24 protein-coding genes and 1 pseudogene are annotated in these 22,460 nt (G+C 68.2%); 10 read left to right on the forward strand and 15 right to left on the reverse strand.

All coding sequences use genetic code 11. The features are described from left to right. Window positions 1-28: 28 nt before the first annotated feature. Genes VAR608DRAFT_RS29875 through VAR608DRAFT_RS29900 form a run of 6 tightly spaced genes read right to left on the reverse strand, consistent with a single transcriptional unit; the run spans window position 29 to window position 5,429 of the window. Window positions 29-739 (reverse strand): ABC transporter ATP-binding protein, encoded by a 711-nt coding sequence (locus VAR608DRAFT_RS29875; RefSeq protein ID WP_088957366.1) that lies wholly within the window; start codon window positions 737-739, stop codon window positions 29-31. Then, the gene (locus tag VAR608DRAFT_RS29880; RefSeq protein WP_088957367.1) at window positions 736-1,512 is read right to left on the reverse strand and encodes an ABC transporter ATP-binding protein; all 777 of its coding nucleotides are present in this window, start codon (window positions 1,510-1,512) and stop codon (window positions 736-738) included. The genes VAR608DRAFT_RS29875 and VAR608DRAFT_RS29880 overlap by 4 nt, the downstream gene beginning before the upstream one ends. Continuing rightward, entirely contained in the window at window positions 1,505-2,506 is a 1,002-nt protein-coding gene (locus VAR608DRAFT_RS29885) for a branched-chain amino acid ABC transporter permease (RefSeq protein WP_172843920.1), read from the reverse strand. The genes VAR608DRAFT_RS29880 and VAR608DRAFT_RS29885 overlap by 8 nt, the downstream gene beginning before the upstream one ends. Next, complete coding sequence (locus tag VAR608DRAFT_RS29890; protein ID WP_088957368.1) at window positions 2,503-3,375, reverse strand: branched-chain amino acid ABC transporter permease; 873 nt, start codon at window positions 3,373-3,375, stop codon at window positions 2,503-2,505. The genes VAR608DRAFT_RS29885 and VAR608DRAFT_RS29890 overlap by 4 nt, the downstream gene beginning before the upstream one ends. A 13-nt stretch (window positions 3,376-3,388) precedes the next feature. Beyond that, window positions 3,389-4,594, reverse strand: a complete 1,206-nt coding sequence (locus tag VAR608DRAFT_RS29895) for an ABC transporter substrate-binding protein (protein ID WP_088957369.1) — start codon at window positions 4,592-4,594, stop codon at window positions 3,389-3,391. Between the two features lie 43 nt (window positions 4,595-4,637). Continuing rightward, window positions 4,638-5,429 carry a GntR family transcriptional regulator gene (locus tag VAR608DRAFT_RS29900; protein WP_231973010.1) on the reverse strand — a complete coding sequence of 264 codons (792 nt, stop codon included), beginning with the start codon at window positions 5,427-5,429 and terminating at the stop codon, window positions 4,638-4,640. 225 nt (window positions 5,430-5,654) lie between these two features. Here VAR608DRAFT_RS29900 and VAR608DRAFT_RS29905 point away from each other — a divergent pair, with 225 nt between their 5' ends. Further along, entirely contained in the window at window positions 5,655-5,948 is a 294-nt protein-coding gene (locus tag VAR608DRAFT_RS29905; RefSeq protein ID WP_197700434.1) for a hypothetical protein, read from the forward strand. 140 nt (window positions 5,949-6,088) lie between these two features. Then, window positions 6,089-7,801, forward strand: a complete 1,713-nt coding sequence (locus VAR608DRAFT_RS29910) for a recombinase family protein (RefSeq protein ID WP_088957370.1) — start codon at window positions 6,089-6,091, stop codon at window positions 7,799-7,801. Here the strand turns inward: VAR608DRAFT_RS29910 and VAR608DRAFT_RS29915 are convergent. After that, window positions 7,794-8,012 carry a hypothetical protein gene (locus VAR608DRAFT_RS29915; RefSeq protein WP_088957371.1) on the reverse strand — a complete coding sequence of 73 codons (219 nt, stop codon included), beginning with the start codon at window positions 8,010-8,012 and terminating at the stop codon, window positions 7,794-7,796. The two genes, VAR608DRAFT_RS29910 and VAR608DRAFT_RS29915, sit on opposite strands and share 8 nt — an antisense overlap. 76 nt (window positions 8,013-8,088) lie before the next feature. On the opposite strand from VAR608DRAFT_RS29915, the gene VAR608DRAFT_RS29920 reads away from it, so the two are divergent. Then, window positions 8,089-8,760 (forward strand): nitroreductase, encoded by a 672-nt coding sequence (locus VAR608DRAFT_RS29920; protein WP_088957372.1) that lies wholly within the window; start codon window positions 8,089-8,091, stop codon window positions 8,758-8,760. Between the two features lie 170 nt (window positions 8,761-8,930). On the opposite strand, the gene VAR608DRAFT_RS29925 is transcribed toward VAR608DRAFT_RS29920, so the two are convergent. After that, window positions 8,931-9,746: a crotonase/enoyl-CoA hydratase family protein gene (locus tag VAR608DRAFT_RS29925; RefSeq protein ID WP_088957373.1), complete on the reverse strand. Its 816-nt coding sequence runs from the start codon at window positions 9,744-9,746 to the stop codon at window positions 8,931-8,933. A gap of 95 nt (window positions 9,747-9,841) precedes the next feature. On the opposite strand from VAR608DRAFT_RS29925, the gene VAR608DRAFT_RS29930 reads away from it, so the two are divergent. Beyond that, window positions 9,842-10,252 (forward strand): DUF488 domain-containing protein, encoded by a 411-nt coding sequence (locus VAR608DRAFT_RS29930; RefSeq protein ID WP_088957374.1) that lies wholly within the window; start codon window positions 9,842-9,844, stop codon window positions 10,250-10,252. Between the two features lie 58 nt (window positions 10,253-10,310). Then, entirely contained in the window at window positions 10,311-11,261 is a 951-nt protein-coding gene (locus VAR608DRAFT_RS29935; RefSeq protein WP_088957375.1) for a bile acid:sodium symporter family protein, read from the forward strand. Window positions 11,262-11,380: 119 nt separating this feature from the next. On the opposite strand, the gene VAR608DRAFT_RS29940 is transcribed toward VAR608DRAFT_RS29935, so the two are convergent. Further along, window positions 11,381-12,283 (reverse strand): SDR family oxidoreductase, encoded by a 903-nt coding sequence (locus tag VAR608DRAFT_RS29940; protein ID WP_088957376.1) that lies wholly within the window; start codon window positions 12,281-12,283, stop codon window positions 11,381-11,383. A 110-nt stretch (window positions 12,284-12,393) separates the two neighbouring features. Here VAR608DRAFT_RS29940 and VAR608DRAFT_RS29945 point away from each other — a divergent pair, with 110 nt between their 5' ends. Continuing rightward, on the forward strand, window positions 12,394-13,275 hold the full coding sequence (locus tag VAR608DRAFT_RS29945; RefSeq protein ID WP_088957377.1) for a CoA transferase: 882 nt from the start codon (window positions 12,394-12,396) through the stop codon (window positions 13,273-13,275). Between the two features lie 21 nt (window positions 13,276-13,296). Here the strand turns inward: VAR608DRAFT_RS29945 and VAR608DRAFT_RS29950 are convergent, their stop codons facing one another. The 5 genes from VAR608DRAFT_RS29950 to VAR608DRAFT_RS29970 all read right to left on the reverse strand — a co-directional run bounded on the left by VAR608DRAFT_RS29950 (window position 13,297) and on the right by VAR608DRAFT_RS29970 (window position 17,808). Beyond that, on the reverse strand, window positions 13,297-13,731 hold the full coding sequence (locus VAR608DRAFT_RS29950) for a hypothetical protein (protein ID WP_157731164.1): 435 nt from the start codon (window positions 13,729-13,731) through the stop codon (window positions 13,297-13,299). 69 nt (window positions 13,732-13,800) lie between these two features. Further along, window positions 13,801-14,697, reverse strand: coding sequence for an aldo/keto reductase (locus VAR608DRAFT_RS29955; RefSeq protein WP_088957379.1), 897 nt, complete (start codon window positions 14,695-14,697; stop codon window positions 13,801-13,803). Further along, entirely contained in the window at window positions 14,685-16,004 is a 1,320-nt protein-coding gene (locus VAR608DRAFT_RS29960; RefSeq protein WP_197700435.1) for an NTP/NDP exchange transporter, read from the reverse strand. The genes VAR608DRAFT_RS29955 and VAR608DRAFT_RS29960 overlap by 13 nt, the downstream gene beginning before the upstream one ends. Next, on the reverse strand, window positions 16,001-16,630 hold the full coding sequence (locus VAR608DRAFT_RS29965) for an NADPH-dependent F420 reductase (RefSeq protein WP_088957380.1): 630 nt from the start codon (window positions 16,628-16,630) through the stop codon (window positions 16,001-16,003). The genes VAR608DRAFT_RS29960 and VAR608DRAFT_RS29965 overlap by 4 nt, the downstream gene beginning before the upstream one ends. A gap of 197 nt (window positions 16,631-16,827) precedes the next feature. Beyond that, window positions 16,828-17,808, reverse strand: coding sequence for a Bug family tripartite tricarboxylate transporter substrate binding protein (locus tag VAR608DRAFT_RS29970; protein ID WP_088959052.1), 981 nt, complete (start codon window positions 17,806-17,808; stop codon window positions 16,828-16,830). A gap of 152 nt (window positions 17,809-17,960) precedes the next feature. On the opposite strand from VAR608DRAFT_RS29970, the gene VAR608DRAFT_RS29975 reads away from it, so the two are divergent. From VAR608DRAFT_RS29975 to VAR608DRAFT_RS29985, 3 genes are all read left to right on the forward strand, one after another. Beyond that, entirely contained in the window at window positions 17,961-18,272 is a 312-nt protein-coding gene (locus tag VAR608DRAFT_RS29975; protein ID WP_088959053.1) for a helix-turn-helix domain-containing protein, read from the forward strand. Window positions 18,273-18,343: 71 nt separating this feature from the next. Then, a complete protein-coding gene (locus VAR608DRAFT_RS29980) occupies window positions 18,344-18,844 on the forward strand; it encodes a hypothetical protein (RefSeq protein WP_088957381.1) in 501 nt (166 codons plus the stop codon). Between the two features lie 14 nt (window positions 18,845-18,858). Next, window positions 18,859-20,211 (forward strand): GAF domain-containing protein, encoded by a 1,353-nt coding sequence (locus tag VAR608DRAFT_RS29985; RefSeq protein ID WP_088957382.1) that lies wholly within the window; start codon window positions 18,859-18,861, stop codon window positions 20,209-20,211. Between the two features lie 12 nt (window positions 20,212-20,223). Here the strand turns inward: VAR608DRAFT_RS29985 and VAR608DRAFT_RS29990 are convergent, their stop codons facing one another. Next, window positions 20,224-20,958: a hemerythrin domain-containing protein gene (locus VAR608DRAFT_RS29990; protein ID WP_088957383.1), complete on the reverse strand. Its 735-nt coding sequence runs from the start codon at window positions 20,956-20,958 to the stop codon at window positions 20,224-20,226. A gap of 327 nt (window positions 20,959-21,285) precedes the next feature. On the opposite strand from VAR608DRAFT_RS29990, the pseudogene VAR608DRAFT_RS29995 reads away from it, so the two are divergent. After that, window positions 21,286-22,341 (forward strand): annotated as a pseudogene (locus VAR608DRAFT_RS29995) (glycosyl hydrolase family 28 protein); the annotation flags it as partial. Window positions 22,342-22,460 lie beyond the last annotated feature (119 nt).

Raw genomic sequence — 22,460 nt, forward strand, 5'->3', positions numbered from 1 at the left:
TTCGATGAATGCGCGACGCGGACGGACGTCAAAGGCCCAGGTACGCGCGGCGTAGCTCGTCGCTGCCCAGCAGTTCCCGCGGCAGCCCGGAGAAGCGGACGCTTCCGTTTTCGAGCACATAGGCCCGGTCGGCAATCTCGAGCGACTGGCCGACGTTCTGCTCGACCAGCAGTACCGCGAGACCATCCTCGCGAAGCTGGCGGATGAGCGAAAACATTTCCTCGACGAGCAGCGGCGACAGGCCGAGCGAAGGCTCGTCGAGGATCAGCAGCACCGGCTCCGCCATCAGCCCGCGGCCGATGGCGAGCATCTGCTGCTCGCCGCCGCTCATGGTCCCGGCCGGCTGGCCGCTGCGTTCCTTCAGGCGCGGGAAGATGCCGAACACCTTGTCGAGGTTGCTTGCGCGGCGCTCGCGCGCGCGGGTGAAGGAACCGAGTTCGAGGTTCTCCAGCACGCTGAGGTTCGGGAACACCCTGCGCCCTTCGGGCACCTGGATGAGCCCGGCCTTCACCACCTCGCGGTAATGCGCGCCGCTCAGGTCCTGGCCGTCGAAATGGACGGTGCCGCTCCAGGCGGGGCACAGGCCGCAGATCATCTTGTTGAGCGTCGACTTGCCCGCGCCATTGCTGCCGAGCAGCGCGACCATCTCGCCCGGGTTCACGCGCAGGTCCACGCCGCGCAGCACCTCGACGCGGCCGTAGCCGCCGCGCAGGTTCCGGATGTCGAGCAGCGTGGTCATGCCGCGGCCTCCTGCGGTGCATTCGCAGCAGCCGCCTTGCGCAGACGCGCCGCGGTGCCATGGCCCAGGTAGGCCTCGACCACCTTGTCGTTCGAGGTCACCTCTGCCGGGCTTCCCTCGGCGATCAACTGGCCCTGCGCCAGCACCCAGACATGCTCGGCAAGATTCATCACCGCCTGCATCACGTGTTCGATCATCAGCACGGTCACGCCATCGTCGGCGATGCCGCGCACCACCGGCATCATCTCGGCGATCTCCTGCGGGTTGAGTCCGGCGAGCACTTCGTCGAGCAGCAGCAGCCTTGGCTGCGTCGCGAGTGCGCGCGCGAGTTCGAGGCGCTTGCGTCCGGCCACCGTGAGATCGGATGCCGGCTTGTCGAGCTGCGGTGCAAGGCCGACGCGCGCCGCGACATCCTCCGCACGCTGCAGCGCTTCGCCGCGGGCGCGCACATGCAGGTGCGCGCCGACCGCGATGTTCTCGCGCACCGTCTGCGCCGCGAAGGGCTTCACGATCTGGAAGGTGCGCGTCATGCCCAGGAGGGCATTGCGATGCGGTTCGCGCCCGGTGATGTCCTGCCCCGCGAAGCGCACGCTGCCGGTGTCCGGCTCGAGGAAGCCCGACATCAGCGCGAACAGCGTGGTCTTGCCCGCGCCGTTCGGGCCGATCAGCGCGCTCAGGCTGCCTTCGCGCACCGAGAGGCTCACGTTCTGCACCGCCTTCAGCCCGCCGAAGGAGCGCGAGATGCCGTCGAGCACCAGGAGAGGCTCAGCCACGGCGGCCCCCCTTCCCTGCCCAGAGCTGCCGCACCGACAGCCCGATGCCCGCGATGCCGCGCGGCAGGAAGATCACGATCAAGACCAGCACCACGCCGTAGATCACCATGTTGATGCCCGGCAGCTCGCCGAACAGGTTGCGCGTGAAGTCCGACAGCACATGCAGCGCGGCGGCGCCGAGCACCGGCCCCCACAGCGTGCCCATGCCGCCGACGATGGCCGCGACCAGCGCCTCCACGGAGGTGGCCGAGCCGTAGGCGATGCCGGGATCGATGTACTGGAACACCTGCACGTAGAACGCCCCCGCGGCGCCCATGAAGGCGCCCGAGATGGCGATGGCCGCGAGCTTGATGCGGAACGGATCGACGCCAACGGCGCGCGCGGCATCCTCGTTGTCGCGCACTGCCTGCAGATAGGCGCCGAAGCGGCCGTTGCGCAGCCACCATGTGACCAGCAGCGCCGCGATGACGAAGGCCAGCACCACCCACAGGTAGCCGGCGCGCGAGGCGAACTGCAGATTGGCCGCCGACTCGCGCAGCGGCACCATCAACCCGACGCCGCCGCCGGTGAAATTGACCGACAGCGCGAGGATGCGGAACACCTCCGCAAAAGCCAGCGTGACCAGCGCGAAGTACGAGCCCTTGAGCCCGTAGCGGAACGTCAGCGCGCCGACGAACAAACCCACGAGCGCACTGCCCGCCACCGCCATCGGCAGCGCCACCCACGCGTTGATCCCACCCTGCAGTTGCGCGATCGCCTGGATGTACGCGCCGGTTCCGAAGAACAGCGCATGCCCGAAGGAGAACTGGCCGCCGAAGCCGCCGAGGATGTTCCAGGCCTGCGCGATCAACGTGGCGTAGAGCGCCATCATCGCGAAGTTGAGCGCCACGCCCGACGAAGTCACGAGCGGCAGGCAGGCCACCAGGACCGCGAAGAGCGCGATGCCGGCCAGATGCCGCAGACCGGCGTTCGATACGCTGGAAGCCGCGCTCATGCCCGTGCTCCGAACATGCCCTGGGGCCGGAACAGCACCACGCCGATGAAGATCGCGAAGATGCCGATCTGCCCCAGCGATTCACCCAGGTAGAGCCCGCCGAGCGACTCGACCACGCCGATGAGGAAGCCGCCGACCAGCGCACCCACGAAGCTGCCCATGCCGCCGAGCACCACGATGGTGAAGGCCACCAGCACGAAGCCGCCGCCGACCTGCGGATTCACGTAATAGGCCGGCAGCAGGAAACAGGCTGCCGCGCCGAGGCATGCGAGCCCGATGCCGAAGCTCATCGCATAGACATGATCCACGTCGATGCCCATGAGCTTCGCGCCCTCCTTTTCCTTGGCCACTGCGCGGATCGCGCGGCCGAGGTCGGTGCGGCCCATGATCCAGAACAGCACCGCCGACACCACCAGCGCGCCGGCGAAGGCCACCAGCTTGGGCACCGCGATCATCGCCGGGCCGATCGCGACGGTGGCGAGCGAATAGGCGGTGTCGATGTTGCGCGTATCGGACTTGAAGAACAGCAGCGCGAGGTTCTCCATCACGATCGCGATGCCGAGCGTCGCGAGCAGGATGTTCTCGTCCTTGCCGTGGCCCGCGCGGTTGATCACGATGCGCTGCAAGCCATAGCCGAGCGCGAACATGCCCGGCACCACGATCGGCAGCGCCAGGTACGGATCGATGCCCAGCCGTTCCTTGAGGAAGTACACCGCGTACAGCGCCAGCATCAGGCAGGCGCCGTGCGCGAAGTTGATGATGTGCAGGACGCCGTAGATCAGCGTGAGCCCGAGCGCGATCAGTGCATAGACCGCGCCGGTCGTCAGTCCGTTCAGGACCGACGGGAAGAGAATGGCGAAATCGAACATCCCGCTTCCAGGCTCAGGCCGCACGCAGGGGGAAGACCGGCTCCACCTCGCGGTAGTCGCGCGGGATGATGACCTTGATGTCGTTCTTCACCACCTGCGTCATCAAGGGCTGCGCGCCTTCGTTCTGCCCACCCACGAACTTCGTCGGACCGTACGGCATGATGTGGTTCGAGAAGCTGCTCTTCTCCAGCGCATCGATGATCGCGGCGCGCTCGCTCGACTTGGCGCGCTCCAGCGCATCGGCCAGCAGCATCATCGCGGTGTAGGTCATGAAGACCTCGTAGCTGAAGAACTGGCCCTTGGCCTCGACCCGCTTGCGCAGCTCCTGCGAGCGCTTGTCCTTCGGGTTGAACCAGTGGTTGCAGTCGATGATGCCGTTGGCAGCCTCAGGAAACTCCTTGACGAACTTGTAGCTCGACGCCGCGCCGCCGAGCACCGAGAAGATCGCCTTCGGCTGCACCTTCTGCTGCTGCATGGTGCGCACCAGCAGCGCGTACTCGTTGTAGTAGTTGGCCGGGATCACGATGTCCGGATTGACGGACTTCATGCGCAGCACGATGTTGTTGAAGTCGCGCGTCGGGTTCGCGTGCTTCACCACTTCCTTCACCTCGAAGCCGTAGCCCGGCAGCTCGCGCGACAGCAGCTGCGCGGTGCCGGTGCCGAAGAGCGACTCCTCGTGGATGATCATCACGGTCTTCGCCGGGCTGCCCGCCGCCTTGTTGAGCACCAGCAGGTTCGCCATCGCGACTTCGGTGGACTTCTTGTAGCCGGGCCCGAAGCGGAAGGTGTTCTTCAGGCCGCGCTCGACGATCTGGTCGGCCACGCCGACGTCGACCACGTGCGGCAGGTTGTACTTTGCGGCCGCCTGCGTGGTGGCCAGGCAGATCGCCGAGGCGTAGGCGCCGACGACCGCCGAGACCCCCGCCTCGTTCATCTTCTCGACCTCGGCAGCGCCGGCCTGCGGCTGCGACTGCGCATCGCCCAGCATCGCCTCGATCTTCGCGCCGCCCAGCGACTTGATGCCGCCGGCCTGGTTGATGTCGTCGATCGCCATCTGCGCGCCGAGCCGGCATTGCTGCCCGGAATAGGCCAGCGCCCCGGTCACGGGATGCAGCACGCCGACCCGCACCGGCTTGGGCTGCGCGCCCCCGATCAGCGGAAAGGCGAGCGACGTGCCGAGGGCGGCGGTCTGCGACAGGAAGCGACGGCGGTTTTCCATGGGGACTCCTCGTTGTGAATCGTGGTGAATCGGTGAAGAAGGGCTAGGTGAACTGCGCCCCGAGCTCCTTGCTGACCCACACCTTGGCGTCGATGCCGCCCACGCGGGACAACTGCATCTCGTAGGTGTAGCGGTCGGGCCGGTACAGGCCGTGCAGCCACTGCACCGGCCTTTCGTTGACGTCGTAGACCAGCCGGCGCACGGCCAGGAGCGCCGAGCCGACCGAGACGTCGAGGTGCTGAGCCAGCGCCGCGTCGGCAAGCTTGGCCGTGATGGTCTGGTGCGCCCGGCCGACCTGCACGCCCGCTTCTTCGAGCAGCACGAGGATCGGCTTGCGCGCCAGCTCGCGGCGGCCGAAGCGGCGCGCGACATCGGCGGGCACGTAGGTGGTGATGTGGGACAGTGGCCCTTCGCGCGTGGAACGCACGCGCACCGCCTTCTGCACCGCGTCGCCGGGCTTCAACTGCAACGCGGCGGCGACGCTGGCCGACGCGGTGACGGTCTGCACGTCGATCACCCTGACCGAGGTGCGCAGGCCCATGCTGACGAGGTTTTCGAGCAGGCCGCCGAGGTTGGCGCGCTGCACGTCGTGCCCGCCCTGGTCGATGGAAACAGGCGGTCGGCCGATGGGGCGCGTGCCGCGGCCCGGCTCGCGCGAGATCAGGCCCTCGGCCGCCATCTTCTCCAGCGCGCGGCGCACAGTGACGCGCGCGACGCCGAACTCTTCCATCAGCGCGAACTCGCCGGGCAGCCCGCCCTCGAACCGGCCTTCGGCCAACTGCTCGCACAGCAACAGATAGATCTGGTGGTACTTCGGCAGCGGCATCTGGGACATGGGGCCCGATGGTTGCGCCGTTCTCTTGTCCCGTCAATAGGACATTTGAGGCCGATCTGTATGCCCCGCATAAGGGAAAACACACGCCATAGACGCAAAAGGCAACTTCGAGTTTGAGCGGTGCGTTGCGTTGTGCCGGACGCGATCGATTCTTGACTTTAGACGCAAGAGGTAATATGTTTGCGTCCAATGTCGCGATCCTCCGGCGCCGAAAGGGCCCAACGCTTGAACGCTGCATTCGATCTGCTCACTCAAGGCCATGCTGTCGCGCAGGCTGCGGCGATGCTGACCGAACAGTTCGGGTTGTCGCAGCGCCAAGCCTATCGCTATTTGCAGGAAGCCCAGACGATCAAACGCCCTGTGGCGGTCTCGGCACCCAGCGTGGCCATCACCATCAAGGTGCCCGGGGACATCGTCACGACGCTGCGCGAGCACGCGCATGCCACGGGTTCGACGATCGGCGATGTGGTTTCGCGTGCCGTCTCGGCCTTGGTGGCTCGGGAGCGTCGGCGTGGCTGAGCGCCGCCACAGTCGCCAGGTCCGATTCGAATATTGTTTTGACCGCTTGTTCAGCGCCAAGCTCGAACAGGTCTATGACATCCTGGTTCCCGATCGAACCCGCCGTACCGGCGAGGCTGGCCGAATAGGAGGGCACGCTCATGAAGACAGCGGCGATCTATGCACGGGTGTCCTCCGACCAGCAGAAGGAGGACAAGACGATCAACAGTCAAACGGCCGCACTGATGACGTTCGCTTCAAGCCAAGGTTTCAGCGTACCGGCTGAGTGGATCTTCGAGGACGAGGGCTTTAGCGGAGCCACACTGATTCGACCAGGCCTGGAGCGAGTCCGAGACCTCGTCGCTGAAGGTCAGATTCAGGCCGTTCTGGTGCTATCGCCGGATCGACTCAGTCGCAAGTATGCCTACCAGGTCCTGCTCACCGAGGAATGGCTGCGTCACGGCGTGGAGACGATCTTCATCAAAGCGCCGCAGTCGCAAACACCTGAGGACCAGTTGCTGCTGCAGTTCCAGGGCATGATCGCCGAATACGAACGCGCCCAGATCCTGGAGCGCTCGCGCCGCGGCAAGCGCCACCGCGCCAAACAGGGCGAGATCAGCGTGCTCAGTGGCGCCCCGTATGGCTATCGCTACATGCGCAAGACCGAGGAACGAGCGGCCTACTACGAGGTCATCGAGGAGCAGGCCGAGGTGGTCCGTCAGGTCTTCGATCTGTACACAGCGCAGGCGCTGAGCATCGGTGCAATCACGCGGCGACTCAACGAGGTCGCCGTGCCCACGAGGAAGGGGCAGTCCTGCTGGGAGCGCTCGACGATCTGGGCGATGCTGCGCAATCCGGCGTATCGAGGCTTGGCCTGCTTCGGCAAGACACAAGAGGCCCCGCGACAGCGCCGCAGCAGCCGTGCCGTGCGCATGAGCAGCCGACCACCGCGGCGCGGTACTCGAACCCAACACGAAACGCCCCCTGATCAGTGGATACAGATCCCCGTTCCTGCGCTGGTGGATGAGCAGACATTCGATCTGGCGCAAGAGCGACTGCAAGACAACAAGAAGTTCTCCCCACGCCGTACGGTCGAGCCGAGTATTTTGCAGGGCTTGGTGCACTGCGCCGAATGCGGCTATGCGCTGTATCGGACTTCCACGTGCAGCAGCGCGCGCAAGATCTACTACTACCGATGCCTGGGATCGGACGCGTGGCGCTACCAAGGGAAGGCGCGGTGCAATGCGCGGCCCATCCGGCTCGATCTGCTGGAGGATACGGTGTGGACCGAGGTTGCTCGATTGCTCGAAGACCCTGGGCTGATTCAGGCCGAACTGACCCGGCGGGTGGAGGCGGCGCGCACATCCCATCCGGCCCAACGCAACCAGGAGAGGATCACGCGCGAGTTGCTGCAGGTTCAGCGGCGCGTTGACCGGCTGCTGACGGCCTACCAAGAGGACCTGCTCAGCCTGGACGAGCTACGCCGACGCATGCCCGAGTTGCGCCAGCGCGAGACACGGTTGAAGGCGGAAATCGAATCGTTGCGAAGCCAATTGGCCGATCAAGCAATTTATCTGCGCCTCGCTCACACACTGGGCGAGTTCCTTGAACGCCTGCGCATGCAGGTGCAGGATCTGGACGTTCTGGAACGACAGCGCATCGTCAGGCTGCTCGTCAAGGAGGTCGTCGTTGACGACGACACCATCACGATCCGACACTCGATCCCGAACTCGAACAGGCCGTCCGGCGGGCCCGAGGGGCCACGCAATCCGGGCGGCCCTTTGCCCCGCGGGGATGGTCCGGAAGCAAGTTCGCTATTGCGTACGTGGTGTGCTCGCCCCCTTGCGGGGCACTGCGGGCTACCGGCTACTTGAGCGGAAAGCGCTTGAGCATGCTGCGCCCGAGCGAGGTGATCTCGGAAACGATCGCCGCAGGCTGTTCGAAGCCGTCGAGCGTGCGAACCGGCTTCGGGATCGACGCCTTGACGTGGCCGGCGAGGCTCAGGACGCGGACGGCGTCGACCTGCTGGCCGCCCGTGACGGCGATGGGCAGCTCTTGGGCCGCCAGACGGTGGAGTAGATGCATTGGCACGCCCGGGAGTATGCCGCCTGCCGAATGAGAAACTGCTTAAATCGAGCCATCGACATCCACCCCGCCGCCCATGCAGATCCAGGAAGCCGTCGCCAGCCGCCACTCCATCCGCGCATTCCTGCCGACGCCGGTCGATCCGGAGACCCTCCGCAAGGTCCTGACCCTGGCCGCACGCGCACCTTCGGGCGGCAACCTCCAGCCCTGGCACATCGACGTGCTCACCGGCGACGCCCTCGCCGGGCTGCGCGCGCAGATGCGCCGCAACCTCATGGAAGGCCGCGAACCCGAGCCCACCGACTACGCGATCTACCCGCCCGACCTGCGCTCGCCCTGGCGCGACCGGCGCTTCCAGGTCGGCGAGGCGATGTACGCGCGCCTGGGCATCCCGCGCGAGGACAAGGCCGCGCGCCGCCGCTGGTTCGCGAACAACTTCGACTTCTTCGGTGCGCCGGCGGCGCTGTTCTGCTCGGTCGACCGCTCGATGGGTCCGCCGCAGTGGTCCGACCTCGGCATGTACCTGCAGACCGTGATGCTGCTGCTGCGCGGCGAAGGGCTCGACAGCTGCGCCCAGGAATGCTGGGCGATCTACCCGGTGACGATCGGCCGGGCCATCGGGCTGCCGCCGGAGCGCATGCTGTTCTGCGGCATGGCGATCGGCCACCGCGATCCGGACCACCCGGTGAACGGCCTCGTGAGCGACCGCGCGCCCGCCGAGGAATGGCTGCGCTTCAGGGGTGCCTGAGGTAGACCCCCACGTCGCCACGCGTCCTCTGCGACGCATGAAAGAAACCGGCAAGCGAAGCGAGGCCCGTTCGGGGAATCCCGCGGAACCGGCTTTGCCGGGCCGCTGGGATTGCCCCCTGCAAGGGGGTGCAGAGCCACACGAAGTGGGCGAGGCTGGGGGTGAGCCAGTTACTTGAATTTCGGCGCGCGGCGCTCGATGTTGGCGCGCACCGCTTCGGCCTGATTGGGGCTGCCGATCAGCGCCTTCTGCTCCACCGATTCGGCCAGCAGCAGCTCGGTCGCGCCGTGGCCCATGGCGGCGTTGAGCAGCCGCTTGCCGGCGCGGATCGCATCCGGGCTCTTCTGCGCGATCTCGTGCGCGATCGCCAGCGCCTCGGCCAGCGGATCGGCCGCCACCCGCGTCGCGAAGCCGAGCGCCACGGCTTCGGCGCCCGAGAAGATCCGACCGGTGTAGGTGAGCTCGCGCACCACGTCGTTGCGCGCCAGCTCGCGCATGAGAACCATGCCGCCCATGTCGGGCACGAGGCCCCACTTGATTTCCATGACGGACATCTTCGTGTCGGCCGCGACCAGCCGCAGGTCCGCGCCGAGCGCCACCTGCAGCCCGCCGCCGAAGGCCACGCCGTGCACGGCGGCGATCACCGGCACCGGCAGTTCGCGCCAGACCATCGCCACGTACTGCGCGGCGTTGGAGATGCCGTGCGTGCGATCGGTCAGGTCCTTGCCGTTCGAAGCGTCGCCGACAATGTTCGCGGCGTCGCCCTGCATGCGCTCGAACGACTGCATGTCCAGCCCCGCACAGAAGGCCTTGCCGCGACCGGCCAGCACCACGGCGCGCACGCTGGCATCGCCCTGCAGCCGGCTGCCGGCGTCGATGAGCGCATCGAACATCGCGGGGTCGAGCGCGTTCATCTTGTCGGCGCGGTTCAGGTGCAGTTCGACCACGCCGTCGGCGTGGCGGATGGATTCGATGCGGTCGTTCATGCGGTGTCTCCTGGTCTCGCCCGAGTATGCGCGGTCGGCGATGATCGGGGTGTCGCCCACCCAACATCGCAGAGACACCCAGGAGGAAAAGACAAATGCCCATCCGCATCGTTCGACTCGGCAGCGAGCGCGCACCCGGCGAAGGCCTGCGCATCGGCACCGTGCGCCGCCCGCCGCGCGGCGTGCCCAAGGGCGAGTTTTCGTCGCAGAACTGGTACGACGTGTGGTACCCCAACCTCGCGCCGTCGCCCGAGACGATGAAGATGGCGCAGGCCGCGCAGGCCTCGGGCGTGGCCTCGGAATGGAACGCCTTCGGCCGCAAGTTCAGGAGCGAGATGGCCGAGCCCGACGCGAGCCGCAGCCTGGACCTGCTCGCCGCGCTGTCGCACCAGGCCTCGTTCTCGATCGGCTGCTATTGCGAGGACGAGGCGCGCTGCCATCGGTCGTTCCTGCGGGCGCTGCTCGCGGAGCGCGGCGCCGACATCGTCCCCGAAAAAGGCGCCTGAGCCGCCTCAGCGCATTCTGCGGCATTGATCTGAACCCCCGGCACCGAGAACACGTCCCATGCTCCCACTCGACGAAGTGCGCCTGAATTTCAATCCGGCCTCGCTGGCGCTGCTCAATGCGGTGCTCGGCTTCCTGATGTTCGGCATCGCGCTGGACACGCGCGTCGCGGATTTCAGGCGCGTGATGCAGATGCGGGTGGCGATGGCGGTCGGCGTCGCGGCGCAGTTCATCGTCCTGCCGGCGGCCACCTTCGCGCTGACGCTGCTGCTCGAGCCGGGACCGAGCATCGCGCTGGGCATGATCCTCATCGCCTGCTGCCCGCCGGGCAGCACGTCGAACATCCTCACGCATCGCGCGGGCGGCAACGTGGCGCTGTCGGTGTCGATGACGGCGCTGTCGAACCTCATCGCGATTTTCGTGATGCCGCTGAACTTCGCGTTCTGGGGCGGCATCCATCCGACGGCCGCGCCGCTCCTGAAGACCATCGCACTCGATCCGGGCGAGGTGGTCGTGCACATCATCGCGATCATCGGTGCGCCGTTCGTGATCGGCATCGCATGCGCGCACTATCTGCCGAAGCTCACCGAACGCATCAAGAAGCCGGCACGCATCCTGAGCCTCGTCTGCCTGATCGGCTTCATCCTCGCGGCCATCGCGGGCAACTGGCGCTACTTCGTGGACTATGCGGGCCTCGTGCTGCTGGCGGTCGCGCTGCACGACGCGCTGGCCTTCGCCACCGGCTATGCCTGCGCCAGCGCGACCGGTCTTGCCGAATACGACCGCCGCGCGGTCAGCTTCGAGGTTGGCATCCGCAACGGCGGCCTGGGGCTGGCGCTGATCTTCAGCTTCTTCGGCGGTCTCGGCGGCATGGCGGTGGTCGCCGGCATGTGGGGCTTCTGGGAAATGATCGCGGGCCTCGGGCTCGCCGCCTGGTGGGCGCGCCGCCCGCTGAATGATGAAGACACCCCCATGCGCCTTCGGCGCGCCCCCTCGAGGGGGCGCACCTAGCCCCCACGCTCCCTCACTCCGTGTAGTCGCTGCCCCCCAAGGGGGCCGCAGGCCGCCTTGGGGCGGCCCGGCGCCGGCCTGTAGCGGCCCGGCAGAGCCGGGTCCGCGATGCGCAAGCTCTACCGCTGCGCCTTGTCCTTCTGGTTCTGCGCCTCGATGCGCTCGCGCGCCGCGAGCCAGTCGGCATCGCTCCACTGGCGCAGCTCGTAGAAGTTGCCGCCGGTCGCGAGCGCACCGCCGCCGTCCATCATGATGCTCTGGCCGTTGAGCCAGTCGCACTGGCCGCGTGCCATGAGGAAGGCCGCGAGGTTCTGCAGCTCGCTCATCTGGCCGGTGCGCGCCATCGGGTTCAGCGCCTTGCTGCGCGCGCCGGGCTCCTCGCCGGGGTTCAGGCGCTTGCTCATGCCTTCGGTCGGGATCTCGCCCGGCCCGACCGCATTCAGGCGGATGCCGTAGCGCGCCCACTCGATGGCCAGCGACTTGGTCATCACCTCGATGCCGGCCTTGCTCATCGCCGAGGGCACGACGTAGGGGCCGCCGTTGTCGACCCAGGTCACGATGATGCTCATCACGCTGCGGTAGGGGTCGCCCGCTTTCCACTGGCCTGCCTTCGCCTCGGCGATCCAGCGCTTGCCCACCGCCTGCGTGACGTAGAACGTGCCGTGGAAGACGATGTTCGCGATCGCGTCGAAGGCGCGCGGCGACAGCGCCTCGGTCGGCGAGACGAAGTTGCCCGCCGCGTTGTTGATGAGCCCGGTCAAGCCGCCGGATTGCCAGAGGCCTTCCACCATCTCCTCCACCGCCTGCGCGTTGCGGATGTCGACCCCGAAGGTGTCGACGCGCCGCCCCGGGAACTGCGTGCGCCATTCGCTCGCGGTCTGCTCGACCACGCTCTGGCGCCGGCCGCAGATCGCGACATCGGCGCCCAGGCCCAGGAAGCGCTCGGCCATCGCGCGGCCGAGGCCGGTGCCGCCGCCGGTCACGAGAATGCGCTGGCCGGCCATCAGATCGGATTGGTACATGCGGGTCTCCTTGGGTTCGTCGGATTGAACGGGCTGTGCAGCGCGCATCGTAGATCGGCGGCCGCGAACCGGTAAGCTCCCGGACAGGTTTTCAACCGGGGATCCGATCCATGTCCGCGCCCTCTTCCGCTTCCGAAGCCTTCACGCCGCTGGCCGGCCTCCGGGTGCTGAGCCTCGCGCTCAACCTGCCCGGCCCCGCCGCGCTGATGCGCTGCCGCGCCATGGGCGCGACCTGCACCAAGCTCGAACCGCCGTCGGGCGATCCGATGGGCCACTACAACCGTGCCGCCTATGCGGCGCTGCACGAGGGCGTGAGCATCGAAGTCGCCGACCTCAAGACTGAGGCGGGCCAGCAGCATCTGCATCGCCTGCTCGAGGCGACCGACGTGCTGCTGACTTCGTTCCGGCCCTCGGCGCTCTCGAAGCTGGGACTGGACTGGGACGAGCTGCATGCCCGGCACCCGAAGCTCTCGCAGGTGGCGATCGTCGGCGCACCGGGCGATCGCGCCGAAGAGCCCGGACACGATCTCACCTACCTCGCCGAATGCGGGCTCGTCACCGGCACCGAACTGCCGCCCACGCTCTATGCCGACATGGGCGGCGCGCTGCTTGCGAGCGAAGCCGTGCTGAAGGCGGCGCTGCACAAGACGTCGTCGCCCGCTTCCGGGATCTGCCTCGAAGTCGCGCTCAACGCCGCCGCCGACTGGCTGGCGCTGCCGCGCACCTGGGGTCTCACCACGCCGAGCGGCGCGGTGGGCGGCGCGCATGCGGGCTATCGCGTCTACCCGTGCGCCGACGGCCGCGTGGCGGTGGCGGCGCTGGAGCCGCATTTCGCCGCCCGCCTGTGCGAGGCGGCGGGCGCGGCGTCGAAGAACATGGCTTCGGCCGAGACGCATGAAGCGATCGCGCGCTGGATCGCCACGCGCACCCGCTCCGAACTGGAGGCCATGGCGCGCGAACGCGACGTGCCCTTGCTCACGCTGGCGGACTGAACGCACCGGCCCTCAGGGCTCTCAGTACTGCGACATCTCGATCCAGCCGACCGGACAGGCCTGGATCGTCGGGAAATAGCCGATCGGGTCCTGGCAATACCAGATCGCCGGAAAGCCGCTCACGAAGACCACCGGCGGTGTCCCGAAGAAGAACGGACCACCGACCACCACGGCCCGGTGAAAGGGAAAGCCGGAATGAGTCACGAACACCCGGCGCCCCGGGAAGCCTGGATGCCCGAAGCCTGGATGCCCGAAGCCCGGATGCCCCGCGAAGCCCGGATGCCCGACGAACCCGTTGTGCGCCGGCACGACGGCCATGGAATGCCCACCGCCCCCGCGCATGCCACGCCCCCCTCCGCCGGCGCCGCCCCCTTGCATGCCGTTGAAGGCCAGGCTGGTCATCGTCACGCCGCCAGCCACGGCGGCCACCATCAGGGCCCGTGCGAGTCTCTTCATGGAGCACCTCCACTGGAATCCCGTGTTGGACTTCCGGCGGAGCGCCCGAGTTCAGGCGCCCGGCGGGCGTCACAGGCTCTGCACGAAGGCCACCATGCGCTTGCGCTCGGCCGCATCGGGCAGGCGGCCGCGCATCGCGCCGAGGTTGTCCGCCATGTGCGCCGGATCGGAGGTGCCCGGGATCACGGCCGTCACCCGCTCGTCGCCCAAGAGGTACTTCAGGAAGAACTGCGCCCAGCTCTCGGCGAAGACCGCCGACCAGTCGGGCAGCGACTTGCCGCGCACCGCGCGGAACAGCCGGCCGCGGCCGAAGGGCAGCGCCGTCAGCACGCCGGCATGGACCTCGGCGGCCAGCGGCAGGATGCGCTCCTCCACCTCGCGGTTGTCGAGCGAGTAGTCGATCTGCACGAAATCCGGTTTTTCGCGCCGCAGCACCGCCTCGACCGCACCGTAGGCACGCCGGGAGGTCGACGTGATGCCGACGTAGCGGCACACGCCCTGTGTCTTCCAGGTCTTGAATTGCGCCAGCGACTGTGCCGGGTCGCGCACGTTGTGAAGCTGCAGCAGATCGATGCGGCGCGTTGCGAGCCGGGTCAGCGAACGCTCGAGCTCGGCGGCATCGGGCGACTCGAGCTTGGTCGCGACGAAGAACTTGTCGCGCGAGGCTGCGGCAGGCATCGCGTGGCCCAGAACCAGCTCCGCGTCACCGTAGGACGAGGCGGTGTCGATGAGCCGGCCACCGTTGTCGAGCAGCGTGCGCAGGATCTGCGTCGCGGTCTCGCGGATCCTCGCGTCGTCGTTGTTGAATACGACCGCCGTGCCCAGTCCCACGGCCGGGATGCGCTCGCCGCTCGACGGAATGGCGCGGGTGACGAGCGCGGCCTCCTTGCCCTGCCCCCAGCCGGAAAGTGGCCACAGCGCCGTGGCCGCGAGTGCGGAAAAGTGCCGCCGTGTCATCGATTCCATGACGCCTCTCCTCGAGTCGACGCAGGAGCCGGCGCGTTGCCGGCGGATTGCGATGCGCGGCGCTCGTGCGTGCGCCCGAGCGCGCCCGACAGCAGCAGCCAGGCGAGCGCCACCGGCAGCGCGAACAAGGCGATCGCGCCGATCTTGATCCCCGCGGCGTGCAGCGCGTCGTAGACCCAGCCAGAGAGCGCATCGGAGCCGCGGTAGACCACCACGTCGATCAGGTTCTTGGCCTTGTACTTGTCCTCGCGGTCGACGACGGTGAAGAACACCTGCCGCGCCGGGTTCGCGATCGCGAAGTTCATCCAGCGCTGGAGCACCTGGAAGACGAGCACCACCGCCAGGCCCGGCGACCACGCGATCGCCAGGAAGCCGATGACATAGACCGCCGGCAGCGCCCCGGCTGCGATGCCGGTTCCGAATCGCTGCAGGAAGCGCCCGGTCGCGAAGACCTGCGTCGCCAGCGTGAGCAGCCCGACCGCGAGGTCGATGCTGGCGAAGATGCGCGTCTGCTCGCCGGCGCCCTGGATCGTCGCCGACACCACGTTCGCCTGCATGAAATACAGGATCGTCGCGCCGAACGACAGCAGGCTGACCCACGCGCCCACGCCCAGCAGGTACGGCGAACGGAACAGCCCCGAGAGGCCCGCGAACGCGCTGCCGCCCAGGCGCGCCGGCTCGCTGGGCCCGCCCTGCCGCACGCCGACGCTTCCTTCGAGCCGATGCGCGCAGAAGACCGCGATCTCCAGGAACACGATCGCCGCGATCAGCAGGTTGTGCGGACCGAGCGGCACCGCGAGCGCGATGGTGATCGCCGGCCCCAGCAGCGCACCCGCGGTCCCGCCCGCACCGATGAAGCCGAAGAGCCGCGTGGCCTGCTCGCTCGTGAAGAGGTCCGCCATGAAGGACCAGAACACCGCCACCGCGAACAGGTTGAACACGCTGACCCAGACGAAGAAGACCCGCGCCACGACCACCGGCGCGATGCCCAGTGCGAGCAGCACCCAGAACAGCGCGAGATTGACTACGAAGAAGTGGTAGACGACCGGGATGAAGCGCGCCCGCGGCAGCTTCGCGACCAGCGCACCGTAGAGCGGCTGCGCCGCCAGCAGCGTCACGAAAGTGGCGGTGAAGAGCCATGGCAAGGCCCCCGTGCCGCCCGCGATGCCCATCTGGTCGCGCAGCGGCCGCAGCACGTAGTAGCCCGCGAGCAGCGCGAAGAAATAGCCGAAGGACCACAGCGCAGCCGCCAGCTCCTGCGGCGTGGCCGGAACCACCCGCCGCAGCCAGGGCCCCTGCGACATCATGGCGCGAGCGACAGCTTCTGCCTGAGTTCGGCCGCGCTCACCGGCTGGCCGTAGCCCGGCCCGCCGCGCTGGAACTTGCGCGCATCGGCCAGCTTGCCGACCAGCACCGGATCGAAGCCGGCGTCGGTGACCAGCGCCGCGGCGACCTTCACCGCTTCGGGGTCGTCACCGGCGATCGGGATCGCGAGCCTCGGCGGCGGCCGGTTGGCCTCGCGCGCCAAGATCGCGTAGGACATGGTGTTGAAGGCGCGCACCGGCCGTGCGCCGTCCAGGTACTTCTGCGACACCACGCCGATGCCTTCGCGCTCCACCTCGTCGGCCACGGCGCTGCCGTCGCGCCCGGCCACGGCGTTGCAGGCATCGAGCAGGATCTTGCCCTTGAGCGCATCGCCGTAATCCTTGCCGATCTGCGGCAGCGCGCCGTAGGGCACCGCGATGAACAGCGCGTCGCCGAACGCGATCGCCTCGGCCACCGTGCCGGCCTTGACGAGCGGACCGAGGCCCGCGACGAGGTCCTTGAGTTCTTCCGGATGGCGCGACGACAGCATCACCGGATGGCCGCCTTTCGCCCACAGGCCGCCGATGGTGCCGCCGAGGCGGCCCGCGCCGATGATGCCGATGCGCATGCCGAAAGTCGTCTGCGCTGCTGCGCTGCGCTGCGCGGTGCGAGCGCCACCAGCAGAGCCCAGCCGCCCGCCGCGAGCAGGCCCCGGCGGATCGGGTCGGGACGTGAATGTCGGAGCATCGGAACCTCCTTGGGTCCAGCGAACCGGCATCATCTGTCCGTGCGCCGGCTCGCGCAAGCGCCGCCCCGGAAGGCCACTCAGAGCTTGATGCCGGCGCTCCTGACGGTCGGCGCGAGCACCGCGACCTGCTCCTTCACGACCGCCTCGAAGCGCGCGGCGCTCTCGGGCCTGGCGACGATGCCGAGTTCGATCAGCTTCTTCTGCACCTCCGGCATCGCCAGCACCTCGTTGCACGCGCTGTTGAGCTTCGCGACCAACTCGGGCGGCAGCCTGGCCGGGCCGCTGAGTCCGAAGAAGTTCTCCAGCACCAGCCTGGGCTGGCCCAGCTCGACGATGGTCGGCACGTCCGGCATCAGCGGCGAGCGCGCGCTGCTGGTCACGGCCAGCGGCACGAGTTGCCCGCCCTTGAAGTACGGCACGTAGGCCGTGATCACGTCGATGCCCACCGGGATCACGTTGGCGATCAGGTCGGTCGTCATCGGCGCGCCGCCGCGGTAGGGCACGTGCACGAGGTTGGCGCCGGTGATCTTCCGGATGAGTTCGCCGTGCACGTGGCCGATCGACCCGGGGCCGCCCGAACCGAAATCGAGACGGCCGTCCTTGCGGGCGCGCGCTTCGACGTCGGCGAAGCTCGTGATGCCCGAGGGCTTGCTCGCCATGATCACCAGCGGCGCCGAGCCGAGGTAGGCGACATGCGTGAAGGCGGTCACCGGATCGTAGGGCTGCTTCTCGAGCAGGAACGGACCGAGCGCGAGCGGCGTGGTGTTCGAGAGCATGAAGATGGTGCCGTCCGCCGGCGCGCTGGCGACCAGCATGCCGCCGATCGTGCCGCCCGCGCCGGGCTTGTTGTCGACCACCACCGGCTGCCCGAGCTTCTTGCCGAGCTGCTCGGCCATGATGCGCGCGAGGATGTCGCTCGAGCCGCCGGGCGGGAAGGTGACGATGATCTTGATCGGCTTGTCCGGCCATTGCGCGAACGCCGGCAGCGCGAACGAGGCGGCGCCGGCCGCCAGAAGCTGGAGCGCGCCGCGGCGCGTGGGATGGTGGGGGGTGGTCATGGGCTCGCCGAGCAAGACCGATGCCCGGGCGCGGACGAGACCATGGCACGCCAATCGCTTGCGTCAGGGCTGGAACACGGCCAGGCCTGCCCGCCAAGCCATCGGCGATCGGCGCCGGTGCATCGCGGCACCAAGGCTGTGCGATGAGCGCCATGTCACGCCCCAACGCCACCGTCAATGCCACCGCCGACGTCGAACTGCTGCGCGTCTTCAGCACGCTGATGGACGAGCGCAGCCTCGCGCGGACCGCCACCCGATTGGGCCGGTCGCGCGACGCGGTCGACACCGCGCTGCGGCACCTGCGCAGGATCTTCGGCGACCCGCTGCTCCTGAAGGACGGGCCGCGCATGGCGCCGACCGAGCGCGCACTGGCGCTCGAAGCCTCGCTGCGGCTGGTGTTCGCCCCGCCGGCGCAGCAGCAGCCGCCGCCGGCAAGGAAGCGCCGCGCACGCTGGCGAACCTGAGGCCGACGGCGCAGGCCCTGTCGGGAAAGAGGACTTTTGAATCAAAATCCCGTCTCTTTCCCGACCAAGCCATGCCCGACGTCGCCGCACCTCCTCCACTGCTGAGTCCCGAGCACATCGCATTGATCGACAAGGGCGTGTCGGCCATCGTGGCCTCGCGCGACGCGGCGCTGAGGCCGAGCCTGATGCGCGCGGTCGGCACGCGCATCTCGGCGGACGGCACGCACATCACCGTCTTCGTCGCGCGCAGCCAGTCGCGCCAGCTTCTGCAGGACATCGCCGCCACCGGCCGTGTCGCCGTGGTCTTCAGCCAGCCGCTGAGCCATCGCACCGTGCAGGTCAAGGCCACCGAAGCCGAGCTTCGCCCGGCGCATGAGGACGACCTGCCGGTGCTGCGCCGTTACCTGGCGTCGATGGAGGATGAGGTCGGCGCGGTCGGCGTCGACGTGCCCTTCGTGCGCGCCATGCTGGCCTTCCGGCTCGACGACCTGGTGGCGATCAGCTTCACGCCCGCCGAAGCCTTCGACCAGACCCCGGGCCCCAAGGCCGGCAGCGCCCTGCCTGCGGCGTGAGGCGACGAAAAGCGATGAGCACCTGCCCGCCATCCCTGGACGACATCCGGGCCTGCTTCGAAGGCGCGATCCCGGCCATCATGGCGACCTGCGCCCGGGACGGCACGCCCAATGTGGCCTACATCTCCCAGGTGCACTACGTGGACGAGCGGCATGTCGCGCTGTCCTACCAGTTCTTCAACAAGACCCGCGCGAACATCCTCGCCAACCCCCGCGCGAGCGTGCTGCTGATGGACCCGGTCATCGCGGCCTTCTACCGGCTGCGGCTTCGCTACCTGCGCACCGAGTCCGGCGGCGCGCTGTTCGAGCGCATGAAGGCGCAGCTCGCGGGTATCGCTTCGCATTCGGGCATGGCGGGCGTGTTCCGTCTGCTGGGTGCCGACGTCTACGAGGTCGAGGCCGTCGAGAGCGTCGAGGGCGAACGGCTCGCGCCGGTCTCCCCTCCGAAGCCCGGCCTGCTTGCCGGCGTGCGCCGGGCCGCCGAGCGCATGGCGGCATGCTGCGCGACCGACGAGCTGTTGCAGACGGTGCTCGCCGCGCTCAACGACCACCTCGGCGTGCGCCATGCGATGGTGCTGATGCTGGACGCGGCGACGCAGCGCCTCTACACCGTGGCAAGCTGCGGCTACGCCATTTCCGGCATCGGCTCGGAGATCGAGATGGGCCACGGCGTGATCGGCGTCGCCGCGCGCGAGCGCACGCCGGTGCGGATCAGCCATATGACGAACGCGGCGAGCTACAGCCACGCGGTGCGCAGCAGCCTGCGGGCGACCGAGCCGGGCATCGCGCTCGATACCGAGATCCCGTTCCCGGGTTTGGCCGAGCCGCACAGCCAGCTGGCGGCGCCGATCGTGTCGGGCGGGCGGCTGCTCGGCGCGCTGTTCGTCGAAAGCCCGCTGGACATGCACTTCAGCTTCGAGGACGAGGATGCGCTGGTCGCGATCGCGAGCCATCTCGGCGCCGCGCTGGAACTGCTGCGCCAGGCCGACGAGCCCGCCGCCGAGGAGCCGGCGCCGCCCGCCGCGCCATCGGCCAGCGGTGCGCCGCTGCCGGTACGGCACTACCTCGCGAACAACAGCGTGTTCGTCGCCGACAACTACCTGATCAAGGGCGTTGCCGGCGCGATCCTCGGCAAGCTGCTGCGCGAGTATTCGCAGCAGGGCCGCACCGAGTTCAGCAACCGCGAACTGCGGCTCGACCCGTCGATCCGCCTGCCCGATCTCGCGGACAACCTCGAGGCGCGGCTGGTGCTGCTGCAACGGCGGCTGGCCGAGAACAGCCCGCACCTGCGCATCGAGAAGACCGGTCGCGGCCGCTTCAGGCTGCAGGTGGAACGGCCGGTCACGCTCACCGAGATCGCGGGCTGAGCCGGCGCTGGCTCAGCCCTGCTCCACCCACGACGACGCCGGCAGGCCCAGGCTCGCGGCGAGCTTGGCCCATTCGCGGTCGGCGAGGTGCGGGCGCACCACCTCGAGCGCCGCGGCGAAGGCCGGCGCGGGCGCATGGGCGCGCATGTCGCCGAGCATCTCGGTGCGCTCGGCCGGGTTCATGAAGGGCACCATCCAGCGCACCACGAACATCATTTCCTCGGGCGGGATCGAGGCCACCAGTGCGCCGTGGATCTCCATCAGTTCGGCGTCGGTGAAGCGCGCCCACAGCACCGCGTTGTGCGCGGTTTCCTCCACGTGCATGTGCTCGAAGTTGTGCGCGATGAAGACCGACAGCGCGCGGTACAGCGCAAGCGTGCGTTCGGCGCGCAATGCGGCGTCGCACTGCAGCAGCGCAGTCGTCTGGCTGGCCAGCGCCTCGATCGCCTCGACGTGCTCCTGGTGCTCGTGCGCGATCCGGCCGCTGGAGCCGGCGGCGCGCGATTCCATCGCGGCGTGCACGAAGTCGTTCTCGTGCTTCAGGTGCGCGCCGCAGAACCCCAGCAATTCCAGCACGCGCTGCGTGGTCTGCGCGAGTTCGAGCGCATCGTCATGGTCCATGCGCCCCAGGGCCAGCAGGGTGTCGGCCATCAGCGCGCGCAGGGCCTTGTGGATGCCGGCATACAGGTCGACACGGGGGGCGGAGGCCGCCGCGACTTGGCGCATTTCGCGCGGATCGATGTTCATGGGAGTCCTTCTCTTCCGGTTCAGCGGCGGGCGCACCGTGCGCTCTCCTGCTGGGAAGAAAGTCTAGGAATCGGGCCTTTCGCCCGCCGCTAAGAATTGCTTAACGAAGCCCTCAGCAAACCTTAAATAACGGTCTAGGCTATTTGGCCGGAACGCTTGGGACAGATCCCCCGAATGTCTCCAAATCACGTCAGTTGTCATATGACATCGTATGACTTGGCGAGGATCCAATTCACCCGCATACGGGTTTTTGCTATGACTTCTCTCCGTTGACAGTCGAAATTCGGTCTGATGAAATCCCGCCAGTTGTACGACAACTGTTGACAAAACAGCGCCAACTTCCACGTGGTGCCGAGCGGCGTCGATGGCCTCACGGTCTGGAACGTCAAGGTGCAGACGCCGACGCTGGCGGCCTTCGCCAACCCGGCGGGCAACGGCAATCCGCTCTACACCGGCGAGACCTTCAACGCCGACAACGTGAAGAACACCGACGCCTTCGATCCGGGCTCCGCGGGGAGCGCCAAGTCCAACGCGCTCACGACCGGCAGCACGACCAGCTCGCCCGCCAAGATGTCCTTCGACGGCTACCTGAAGAACTTCGTCTTTGCCTACAACTACGTGAGCACGGGCGATGACGACATGGCGCTCAAGGGCAGCAGCAACCCCAACGCGGTCGGCTTCGGCATCGACGGCAACCGCGGCAAGCGCGGCGACCGCACCTGGGGCATCGTGGTCGCGCACAACCACATCTACTGGGGCCACGGCATCTCGATCGGCAGCGAGACCAACGCGGGCGTGACCAACGTCGAGGTCTACGACAACTCTTTCCTCGATTCGGAAGAAGGGCTGCGCATCAAGTCCGACTACGCACGCGGCGGCGAGGTGAGCAACATCAACTACCGCGACATCTGCATCAAGAACGCGCAGAACGCGCTGCTGTTCACCCCCTACTACAGCACCAAGGCGCTGCCCGCGGGCGGACCGAAGGTGCCGAACTTCCACGACATCGCGCTGAACAACGTGCGCATCCTCGGCGCGTCCAAGGTCAAGCTGCAGGGCTTCGCGGCGAACACGGGCGGCTATTTCACGCCGACCGCGGCCTACCCGACGGGCTACCTGCCGGCCTACCCGCTGGTCATGTCGATGACCGACGTGGCCGCGGACGATCCGGCGCAGATCTCGCTGATCTCGTCCGACGCGAACCTGACGCTGGCCAACGTGAACCTGCCGATCCAGGCCTCGACCGCCAACCGCATCGTGGTGAACGGCGAGGCCAGCCTGAAGGTGGACGCGGACAAGGTGCTCGACTGCAGCCAGGCCTTCGTGGACCTCCCGGCCATCGGCGCGTCGAACCCGTTCGGCACGCACTGGGCCGGCCAGTGACCCGCCGGCGCTAGCCCATCTTTCTCTGAGAAAGATGGGCTAGGCAGGCCCGTCTAGATGCCTGCCGGCGCCTTGCCGCGCCCGCCCGCCCGTACTACGCTCCCCGTGCGGGCGGGCGT

The organism is Variovorax sp. HW608 (assembly GCF_900090195.1).
In the GTDB taxonomy this organism is placed as follows: domain Bacteria; phylum Pseudomonadota; class Gammaproteobacteria; order Burkholderiales; family Burkholderiaceae_C; genus Variovorax.

Excerpts from the sequence above, each read along its gene's own strand:
- VAR608DRAFT_RS29960 (WP_197700435.1), bottom strand. The coding sequence starts at position 16,004 with ATGATGTCGCAGGGGCCCTGGCTGCGGCGGGTGGTTCCGGCCACGCCG.
- VAR608DRAFT_RS29875 (WP_088957366.1), bottom strand. The coding sequence starts at position 739 with ATGACCACGCTGCTCGACATCCGGAACCTGCGCGGCGGCTACGGCCGC.
- VAR608DRAFT_RS29925 (WP_088957373.1), bottom strand. The coding sequence starts at position 9,746 with ATGAACGACCGCATCGAATCCATCCGCCACGCCGACGGCGTGGTCGAA.
- VAR608DRAFT_RS29985 (WP_088957382.1), top strand. The coding sequence starts at position 18,859 with ATGAGCACCTGCCCGCCATCCCTGGACGACATCCGGGCCTGCTTCGAA.
- VAR608DRAFT_RS29950 (WP_157731164.1), bottom strand. The coding sequence starts at position 13,731 with ATGAAGAGACTCGCACGGGCCCTGATGGTGGCCGCCGTGGCTGGCGGC.
- VAR608DRAFT_RS29915 (WP_088957371.1), bottom strand. The coding sequence starts at position 8,012 with ATGCATCTACTCCACCGTCTGGCGGCCCAAGAGCTGCCCATCGCCGTC.
- VAR608DRAFT_RS29975 (WP_088959053.1), top strand. The coding sequence starts at position 17,961 with ATGTCACGCCCCAACGCCACCGTCAATGCCACCGCCGACGTCGAACTG.
- VAR608DRAFT_RS29930 (WP_088957374.1), top strand. The coding sequence starts at position 9,842 with ATGCCCATCCGCATCGTTCGACTCGGCAGCGAGCGCGCACCCGGCGAA.
- VAR608DRAFT_RS29955 (WP_088957379.1), bottom strand. The coding sequence starts at position 14,697 with ATGGAATCGATGACACGGCGGCACTTTTCCGCACTCGCGGCCACGGCG.
- VAR608DRAFT_RS29910 (WP_088957370.1), top strand. The coding sequence starts at position 6,089 with ATGAAGACAGCGGCGATCTATGCACGGGTGTCCTCCGACCAGCAGAAG.
- VAR608DRAFT_RS29920 (WP_088957372.1), top strand. The coding sequence starts at position 8,089 with ATGCAGATCCAGGAAGCCGTCGCCAGCCGCCACTCCATCCGCGCATTC.
- VAR608DRAFT_RS29935 (WP_088957375.1), top strand. The coding sequence starts at position 10,311 with ATGCTCCCACTCGACGAAGTGCGCCTGAATTTCAATCCGGCCTCGCTG.
- VAR608DRAFT_RS29945 (WP_088957377.1), top strand. The coding sequence starts at position 12,394 with ATGTCCGCGCCCTCTTCCGCTTCCGAAGCCTTCACGCCGCTGGCCGGC.
- VAR608DRAFT_RS29885 (WP_172843920.1), bottom strand. The coding sequence starts at position 2,506 with ATGAGCGCGGCTTCCAGCGTATCGAACGCCGGTCTGCGGCATCTGGCC.
- VAR608DRAFT_RS29890 (WP_088957368.1), bottom strand. The coding sequence starts at position 3,375 with ATGTTCGATTTCGCCATTCTCTTCCCGTCGGTCCTGAACGGACTGACG.
- VAR608DRAFT_RS29965 (WP_088957380.1), bottom strand. The coding sequence starts at position 16,630 with ATGCGCATCGGCATCATCGGCGCGGGCCGCCTCGGCGGCACCATCGGC.
- VAR608DRAFT_RS29990 (WP_088957383.1), bottom strand. The coding sequence starts at position 20,958 with ATGAACATCGATCCGCGCGAAATGCGCCAAGTCGCGGCGGCCTCCGCC.
- VAR608DRAFT_RS29895 (WP_088957369.1), bottom strand. The coding sequence starts at position 4,594 with ATGGAAAACCGCCGTCGCTTCCTGTCGCAGACCGCCGCCCTCGGCACG.
- VAR608DRAFT_RS29940 (WP_088957376.1), bottom strand. The coding sequence starts at position 12,283 with ATGTACCAATCCGATCTGATGGCCGGCCAGCGCATTCTCGTGACCGGC.
- VAR608DRAFT_RS29970 (WP_088959052.1), bottom strand. The coding sequence starts at position 17,808 with ATGACCACCCCCCACCATCCCACGCGCCGCGGCGCGCTCCAGCTTCTG.
- VAR608DRAFT_RS29980 (WP_088957381.1), top strand. The coding sequence starts at position 18,344 with ATGCCCGACGTCGCCGCACCTCCTCCACTGCTGAGTCCCGAGCACATC.
- VAR608DRAFT_RS29900 (WP_231973010.1), bottom strand. The coding sequence starts at position 5,429 with ATGTCCCAGATGCCGCTGCCGAAGTACCACCAGATCTATCTGTTGCTG.